Origin of the sequence: Paucibacter sp. XJ19-41 (assembly GCF_028462495.1) — a bacterium.
In the GTDB taxonomy this organism is placed as follows: domain Bacteria; phylum Pseudomonadota; class Gammaproteobacteria; order Burkholderiales; family Burkholderiaceae_C; genus Roseateles_E.
Map to the genome: position 1 here is coordinate 19,867 of NZ_JAQOWX010000081.1, position 7,955 is coordinate 27,821.

General features: G+C 69.5%; 6 protein-coding genes. 4 read left to right on the forward strand and 2 right to left on the reverse strand.

What is annotated here, in order from left to right; translation table 11 throughout:
• Positions 1–82 precede the first annotated feature (82 nt).
• From PO768_RS19430 to PO768_RS19440, 3 genes are all read left to right on the forward strand, one after another.
• On the forward strand, positions 83–2,143 hold the full coding sequence (locus PO768_RS19430; protein ID WP_272647363.1) for an NADPH-dependent 2,4-dienoyl-CoA reductase: 2,061 nt from the start codon (positions 83–85) through the stop codon (positions 2,141–2,143).
• Between the two features lie 151 nt (positions 2,144–2,294).
• Positions 2,295–4,538, forward strand: coding sequence for a putative bifunctional diguanylate cyclase/phosphodiesterase (locus PO768_RS19435; RefSeq protein ID WP_272647364.1), 2,244 nt, complete (start codon positions 2,295–2,297; stop codon positions 4,536–4,538).
• Between the two features lie 39 nt (positions 4,539–4,577).
• Positions 4,578–5,243 (forward strand): phosphatase PAP2 family protein, encoded by a 666-nt coding sequence (locus tag PO768_RS19440; RefSeq protein WP_272647365.1) that lies wholly within the window; start codon positions 4,578–4,580, stop codon positions 5,241–5,243.
• A gap of 132 nt (positions 5,244–5,375) precedes the next feature.
• Here the strand turns inward: PO768_RS19440 and PO768_RS19445 are convergent, their stop codons facing one another.
• Together PO768_RS19445 and PO768_RS19450 are read right to left on the reverse strand one after the other, a co-directional pair.
• Positions 5,376–5,576, reverse strand: a complete 201-nt coding sequence (locus PO768_RS19445) for a hypothetical protein (protein WP_137944352.1) — start codon at positions 5,574–5,576, stop codon at positions 5,376–5,378.
• 164 nt (positions 5,577–5,740) lie between these two features.
• Complete coding sequence (locus PO768_RS19450) at positions 5,741–6,205, reverse strand: Lrp/AsnC ligand binding domain-containing protein (protein ID WP_272647366.1); 465 nt, start codon at positions 6,203–6,205, stop codon at positions 5,741–5,743.
• A gap of 100 nt (positions 6,206–6,305) precedes the next feature.
• On the opposite strand from PO768_RS19450, the gene PO768_RS19455 reads away from it, so the two are divergent.
• Positions 6,306–7,955, forward strand: a 1,650-nt coding sequence (locus PO768_RS19455; protein ID WP_272647367.1) for a proline dehydrogenase family protein, incomplete at its 3' end; no start/stop codon positions are given.

Sequence of the window (7,955 nt, forward strand, 5' to 3'; positions counted from 1 at the left end):
GGTATTGCTGAGTGTGAAGAAGTGTTGGGGCTACCATCCCAGGCGTCATCCGACACGACCTGACCCCCGAGGATTGCCCGCCATGTCTTATCCCCATCTGCTGCAGCCGCTGGACCTGGGTTTCACGACGCTGAAGAACCGTGTGCTGATGGGCAGCATGCACACCGGCCTGGAGGACGGACGCAAGCATTTCGAGCGCATGGCGGTCTACTTCGCCGAGCGCGCGCGCGGCGAGGTCGGGCTGATCGTGACCGGCGGCTTCGCGCCGAATATCGAAGGCTGGGCCAAGCCTTTCGCCGGCACCCTGGCGAGCTCGGGAGCGGCGCGGCGGCACCGGCAGATCACCCAGGCCGTGCATGCCGAGGGCGGCAAGATCGCTTTACAAATCCTGCACACCGGGCGCTATGGCTACCACCCCTTCTGCGTCGCGCCCTCACGCATCCAGTCGCCGATCTCGCCGTTCACGCCGCGCGAGCTGTCGGCACGAGGCATAGAGCGCCAGATCCGCGCCTTTGTGCGCTGCGCCCGGCTGGCCCGCGAGGCCGGCTATGACGGCGTCGAAGTGATGGGCTCGGAGGGCTATTTCATCAACCAGTTCCTGGTCACCCACACCAACCAGCGCAGCGACGGCTGGGGCGGCTCTTATGAAAACCGCATGCGTCTGCCGCTGGAAATCCTCGCGCGCATGCGCGAGGCGGTCGGGTCCGACTTCATCATCATCTACCGGCTTTCGATGCTGGATCTGCTGCCCGGCGGCAGCAGCTGGGACGAGGTCCTGACCCTGGCCAAGCGGGTCGCGGCCGGCGGCGCGACCATCATCAACACCGGCATCGGCTGGCACGAGGCGCGCATCCCGACGATTGCCACCAGCGTGCCGCGCGCCGGCTTTGCCTGGGTGACCGCCAAACTCAGGGCCGAGCTGCGGGCAGCGGGCATCACGACGCCGCTGATCACCAGCAACCGCATCAACACGCCCGAGGTGGCCGAGCGCCTGCTGGCCGAGGGCAGCGCCGATATGGTCAGCATGGCGCGGCCCTTTCTGGCCGATCCCGAGTTCGTCAAGAAGGCGCGCGAGGGCCGGGCCGACGAGATCAATACCTGCATCGCCTGCAACCAGGCCTGCCTGGACCACACGTTTGCGCAAAAGATCTCGACCTGCCTGGTGAACCCGCGCGCCGCCTTCGAGCAGGAGCTGCGCATCGTGCCGATCGCGGCCACTCAGACGCCGCGCAAGAAGATCGCCGTGGTCGGCGCCGGCCCGGCCGGCCTGGCTGCGGCCACCACCTTGGCCGAGCGCGGCCACGAGGTGCATCTGTTCGACAGCGCGGCCGAGATCGGCGGCCAGTTCAATCTGGCCCGGCGCATCCCCGGCAAGGAAGAGTTCAGCGAGACCCTGCGCTATTTCGGCCGCCGCCTCGAGATCACCGGCGTGCGGCTGCATCTGCAGCAGCGGGTGGCCGCCGCCGAGCTGATGGCGTTTGACGAGGTGCTGCTGGCGACCGGCGTGACGCCGCGCAACCCGCGCATCAAGGGCCAGGACGATCCGGCGCTGGCCGGCATGGTGCTGTCCTATATTGATGTGCTGCTCAGGCGTGCGCCGGTGGGGCAGCGTGTGGCCATCGTCGGCGCCGGCGGCATCGGCTTCGATGTGGCGGAGTTTCTGGTCGACGGGGGGCACTCCCTGACGCTCGATCCGGCGGCCTGGCAGCGCGAGTGGGGCGTGGCCGATCCCGGCGAGGTGCGCGGCGGCGTGCGCCGGCCGCAGCCCTCGGCGCCGGCGCGCGCGATCACGCTGCTGCAGCGCAAGGCCGGCAAGCCCGGCGCGGGCCTGGGCAAGACCACCGGCTGGATCCATCGCGCGGCGCTGAAGATGAAGCAGGTCGAGATGCTGGCGGGCGTCAACTACGAGGCCATCAGCGCCGAGGGCCTGTGGGTCAGCTATGGCGAGAAGCGCCAGGACATGCAGCTGGTCGCGGCCGACACCGTGGTGCTGTGCGCCGGCCAGGAGCCGCTGCGCGAACTGGAGGCGCCGCTGCGCGCGGCCGGGCGCAGCGTGCACCTGGTCGGCGGCGCGCTGGAGGCCGGAGAACTCGATGCCAAGCGTGCAATATTGCAGGGAACCCGGCTCGGCAGCAGCCTGTAAACCCTAGCCAGACTCAAGCCGGGCGCGGACACTTCCGACAGCCTCAGGGAATGATGAGGGCACAAGCGCCACGAGCGCTTGTGACACATAAAGCAGTCACCACCGGTGCAGCGTCGCGCCGGCATGTCGTGAACCGAGGGTCTGTCCGTCCATGAGCTTGATCAACCGTCGCCGTCACCGGCCGCTGGCTGGATTCGCGCTGCTGTCGCTGCCGGCGGCCGCCGCCTGGGCGGACACCGCCGGCGGACTGCACGACCCGACGCTGTGGCTGGGCGCCTTCTGCGTGGTCGGCGCGCTGGCCATGGGCGCGACCCTGGGCCTGGTCTGGCAGCAGCGCCGCTGGCTGCGCCAGCGCCGCGCCGAGCTGCTCACCGCGCGGCGCGAGCGCAGCCGCCTGGCGGCCCTGCTCAATGCCATCCCGGACGCGGTCTATCTGAAGGACGCCAGCGGCGCCTACGAGGCCTGCAACCCGGCCTTCGAGCGCCTGATCGGCCTCAGCGAGGCGCAGCTGCAGGGCAAGCGCGACGCCGACCTGCCCGAGCCGCTGCCCGAGCGCGGCCGTGCCTGGGCACGCGGCACCGACGGTGTGCGCCTGTGCCTGGACATGCAGCAGGCGCCGGTGCGGGCCGAGGGCCAGTCGCTGGGCCTGCTGGGCGTGGCGCGCGACATGACCGAGCTGCAGCTGGCGCTGGACGAGCTCAAGCGCGCGGCCATGGTGTTCGAACATTGCGCCGAGGGCATTCTGCTGCTCGACGCCCAGGTGCGGGTGGTCGATGCCAACCCGGCCTTCTTCCAGATCAGCGGCCTCGACTCGCGCGAGGTGCTCGGCCAGCTGCCGCAGCCGCTGCGCCCCGGCGAGCAGGCGCCCGAGCTGCAGGCCCAGCTTGCCGAAGCGCTGGAGCGCGAGGGCAAGTGGTGCGGCGAGCTGACCTTGCGCCGGCGCGACGGCGAGCCGGTGCCGGTCTGGGCGACGCTGGTGCGCGTGCAGCCCGGCAGCTCCAGCCCGCTGCAGCATCTGCTGGTGCTGACCGATATCTCCAAGATCAAACAGACCGAGGCCGAGCTGCTGCACCAGTCGCTGCACGACCGCCTGACCGGCCTGCCCAATCTGGCCCTGCTGCGCGACCGCGTGGCACGCCAGATCAGCATCGCGCAGCGCGACCACACCTGCGTGGCCGTGCTCTATATCGATCTGGACGGCTTCCGCGATGTCAACGACATCGCCGGCCATGCCGCCGGCGACGAGGTCATCAAGGTCACGGCCGAGCGCTTCATCAATGTGGTGCGGGCCAGCGACTCGGTGGCGCGGGTCGGGGCCGACGAGTTCGTCGTCGTGCTCTCGGGCCTGGTCGACGAAGAGACCGCAATGCGCCTGGGCGACCGGCTGATCCAGGCCATGGACGAGCCCATCATGGTCGGCGCCCAGCGCTTCAATCTGGGCGCCAGCATCGGCCTGGCGCTGTTTCCGACCGACGGCACGACGGTGGACGACCTGCTGCGCAATGCCGAGGCCGCGATGTGCCGCGCCAAGCTGAGCGCGCGCAACACGGTCCAGGCCTACCGGCCCGAGCTGACCCAGGCGGTGCAGCAGCGCTTCGAGCTGACCCATGCGCTGCGCCTGGCCAATGAGGCGGCGCAGTTCCGCATCGAATACCAGCCGCAGGTGCGCCTGTCCGACGGCGAGCTGATCGGCGCCGAGGCCTTGCTGCGCTGGCGCCATCCGACCCGCGGCCCGATCTCGCCGGCCGAGTTCATCCCGCTGGCCGAGGACACCGGCCTGATCATCCCGATCGGCCGCTGGGTGCTGCAGGAGGCCTGCGCCCAGGCGGCGCGCTGGCAGGGCCAGCCGGGCAAGCCGCAGCAGATCGCGGTGAATGTCTCGGCGCGCCAGCTGCGCCAGGCCGATTTCGTCGAGACCGTCGATTTCATCCTGGCCGAGACCGGCTGCCCGCCGCAGGCGCTGGAGCTGGAGGTCACCGAAAGCCTGCTGCTGGAGGACGCCGAGGCGGCCATCGCGCTGCTGACCCAGCTGACCGAGCGCGGCGTGCGGGTCGCGATCGACGACTTCGGCACCGGCTACTCCTCGCTGTCCTATCTGAAGCGCATGCCGGTGCAGACTTTGAAGATCGACCGCAGCTTCGTCTCCGAGCTGGGTACCGACAGCAATGTGGCGGCGATTGCCCGCACCGTCATCGTGCTGGCGCGCAGCCTGAACCTGGATGTGCTGGCCGAGGGCGTCGAGACCGCCGAGCAGGCCGCCTGGCTGAAGCGCGAGGGCTGCGACTGGGCCCAGGGCTGGTTCTACGGCCGTGCGATGCCACCCGAGGACTTCAGTTTCACGCCGCCGCCCGAGCCCGACCGCAAGCCGGCCGTGCGCCGCCTGCAGCTGGCCTGATCGGCCGGGGCGTCATCGCCATCGCTTAGCATGCCGGCCATGCTGGAAAACCCGGACTCTTCACCGCTCGCCGCCTGGACGCTGCTGACCCGGCTGGGTGAGGCGCAAATCCTTGTGCCGTTGCTGCTGGCCGCGATGCTGTGGCTCTGGCTGGGTGCCGGCCAGGGTCGGCTGGTGTTGCGCTGGCTGGCCTGCCTGGCCCTGGCCGCCGGGCTGACCGCGCTCAGCAAAGTGGCCTTCATGGGCTGGGGCCATGGCTCGGCGCGCTGGGACTTCACCGGTTTCTCGGGTCATGCGATGTTTGCCGCCGCCTGCTTTCCGCTGCTGGCCTGGGTCGCGCTGCTGGGCCGGGACCGGCTGATGCAGAAGCTGGCCGTGATCGCCAGCTTTGTGCTGGCTGCCCTGGTGGCCTACTCCAGACTGGAAGTACACGCTCACTCGGCCTCGGAATCGGCGAGCGGTTTCGCGCTCGGCGCGCTGGCCAGCGTGATGGCGCTGCGGGGCGCGCCGGCCTTGCGCCTGGCCCTGCCGCTTTGGCTGCCGGCCGCGCTGGCCGCCGGCCTGCTGGTCCTGCCGCTGAGCGCGCCGCGCTCGCGCAGCCATGATCTGATGGTGGAGCTGTCCTTGCAGCTCTCGGGCCGGCCCCAGGTCTATACCCGCCAGGATCTGCATCGCCGCCGCGTGCCGCTCAAGCTTAGAGGGTGAGAACTTTTGTAGCGAGCGGCCGTCAGGCTAGGCGGACAGAGCGCAGGAACCGGAGCGTACTTCTGTACGTGAGGATTCCGAGCATCCGGCCAACGACGCATGGCGGTCGCGCAGTAAAAAGTTCTTACCCTCTCAGTGCAGCGCCGCACCGCCTTGCTGGCACCACAGCGCCAGCACCGTCTCGTCCGCTTCCTCGCTGATCACCAGGCCCTGGCTCAGCTCGAAGCTGGAGTCGAACCAGCCGCAGCGCGCACCCGGCTCCGTCAGCAGCGCGGCCATCAGGGCCTGGCCGGCTTGGGTGGCGGTGGTGGTCTGGCGGGCCTGGACTTGCATGGTGGACTCCGGGAAAGTGGGCTGGCGATGGATTCAGTGTGGTCGCTGGCCGGGCGCTTTCCCATCACACGCAGGGAGGGGCGATGGGGGAGGGGTGGTCTTGCCACCCCCCGCCGTGGGGCTCCGAAAGACCTTGAAACTCAGCCTTTCACCGCCTAGGCACCTCAGATCGGCAGCGCCGTCGTGTGCTTGACCTCCTCCATCACCGCATAGGTGCGGGTCTCCCGCACGCCCGGCAGGGTCCAGATCACGCTGCCGATGAACTCGCGGTAGTGGCCCAGGTCCGCCACCCGGGTCTTCAAGAGGTAGTCGAAGCCGCCGGCCACCAGATGGCATTCCATGATCTCGGGCCGGGCCTGGACGGCGGCCTTGAAGTTGTCCATCACATCGTGCACCGTGCGGTCCAAGAGGATCTCGATGAAGACCAGCATTGAGGCGCCCAGCTTGGCCGGGTTCAGCCGCGCCTCGTAGCCGAGGATGTAGCCCTCGCGAGTCAGGCGCTTGACACGCTCCAGCACCGCGGTCGGCGACAGATGCACCGCCTCGGCCAGCTTCAGGTTGGAGATGCGGCCATCGGCCTGCAGCGCGCGCAGAATGCGGGCATCGATCTTGTCGAGTTCGTCGGCCACGGGATTTTTGTCGTCTGAAGTGGTTTGCTTCCGAATTTAATCCATGTGAGAGATCAATAAAGTTCAGGCATTCACTAGCTCCACCCTTCTGGGGACCGTCATGACCGCCTTTGCCCTGCTGCCCGAAGCTGCCCGCCTGCCCGAGCCCTACCGCGCCGAGATCCCGGTGGTCAGCGCGCTGGCCGCCAGCGTCAGCCTCGACTGGCCGGCGGTGATCGATCAGGCCGGCCCCTGGGTGCAGCAGGTGCGTGCCAACCCGGCGCCCTTCTGGGCGATGGAGTCGCTGCTACGCGAATACCCGATCACCAGCAGCGAGGGCCTGGCGCTGATGCGCCTGGCCGAGGCGCTGCTGCGCGTGCCCGATGTGCCGACCGCGATCGCCTTGACGGCCGACCAGCTGGGCCGGGGGCAGTTCGATGGTGCGTCGGAGGGGCCACACAAGATGCTGGCCAGCCTGTCCGCCTCGGCCATCTCGCTGTCCAAGAAGTTTCTGCCCAATGCCGAGGGCGAGGGCGGCCTGCTGACCCGGCTGGGCGCGCAGACGGTGGTCGCAGCCACGGTGCGCGCGATCCAGCTGCTGGGCCGCCAGTTCGTCTTGGGCCGCCAGATCCAGGAGGCGATGAGCGAGGCGGCGGACGCCCGCAAGGCCCAGCCGATGCTGCGCTTTTCCTACGACATGCTGGGCGAGGGCGCCCGCACCGAGAGCGACGCGCGCCGCTACCAGGCCGCCTATGTCGGCGCGATCAAGGCCATCGCGGCCGGCGCCAAGGCAGCCTCGCCGGAGTCCGCTGACGGCATCTCGATCAAGCTCAGCGCGCTGTTCTCGCGCTACGAGGTGCTGCAGCGCGAGCGCGTGTTCGCCGAGCTGCTGCCCCGGGTCTGGCAGCTGATCGAGCTGGCCGCCCAGGCCAATATCAATCTGACCATCGATGCCGAGGAGGTCGACCGCCTCGAGCTCTCGCTGGATGTGCTGGACGCGCTGGCGGCCCGCATCGCCGGCCACTACCCGCAGTGGCGCGGCTTCGGCCTGGCCGTGCAGGCCTACCAGACCCGTGCGCTGGACGTGGTCAACGAGGTGGCGGCGATTGCCCGCAAGCATGGGCTGCGCTTCATGGTGCGCCTGGTCAAGGGCGCCTACTGGGACGGCGAGATCAAGCGCGCCCAGGAGCAGGGCCTGGCCGCCTACCCGGTGTTCACCCACAAGCAGCACACCGATGTGTCCTATCTGGCCTGCGCCCAGGCGCTGATCGCGCATGCCGATGTGATCTATCCGCAGTTCGCCAGCCATAACGCCGGCACCATCGCGGCCATCGTGCAGATGGCGCGCAAGGCCAAGGCCCCGTTCGAGATGCAGCGCCTGCACGGCATGGGCGAGGGCGTCTACCGCGAGGTGTTGAAGGACGGCACGATTCCCTGCCGTGTCTACGCCCCGGTCGGCGAGCACCGCGATCTGCTGGCCTATCTGGTGCGCCGCCTGCTGGAGAACGGGGCCAACAGCTCCTTCGTCCACCAGTTGGCCGATGTCAATGTGCAGGTGCCCGAGCTCTTGGGCTCGCCGCTGGAGCAGGTGGCCGCTCAGGGCGCCCTGCCGCTGCCGGTGGCGCTGTACGGCAGCCGCCGCGCCAACTCCAGCGGTGCCGACCTGACGGCGCCGGCCCAGCGCCAGCCCTTTGTCGACGCGATCGCCGCCGCCCGCATCGAGCCGGTGGCCGAGGCCACGGCCGCCGAGGTCGAGGCCGCGATGCAGCGC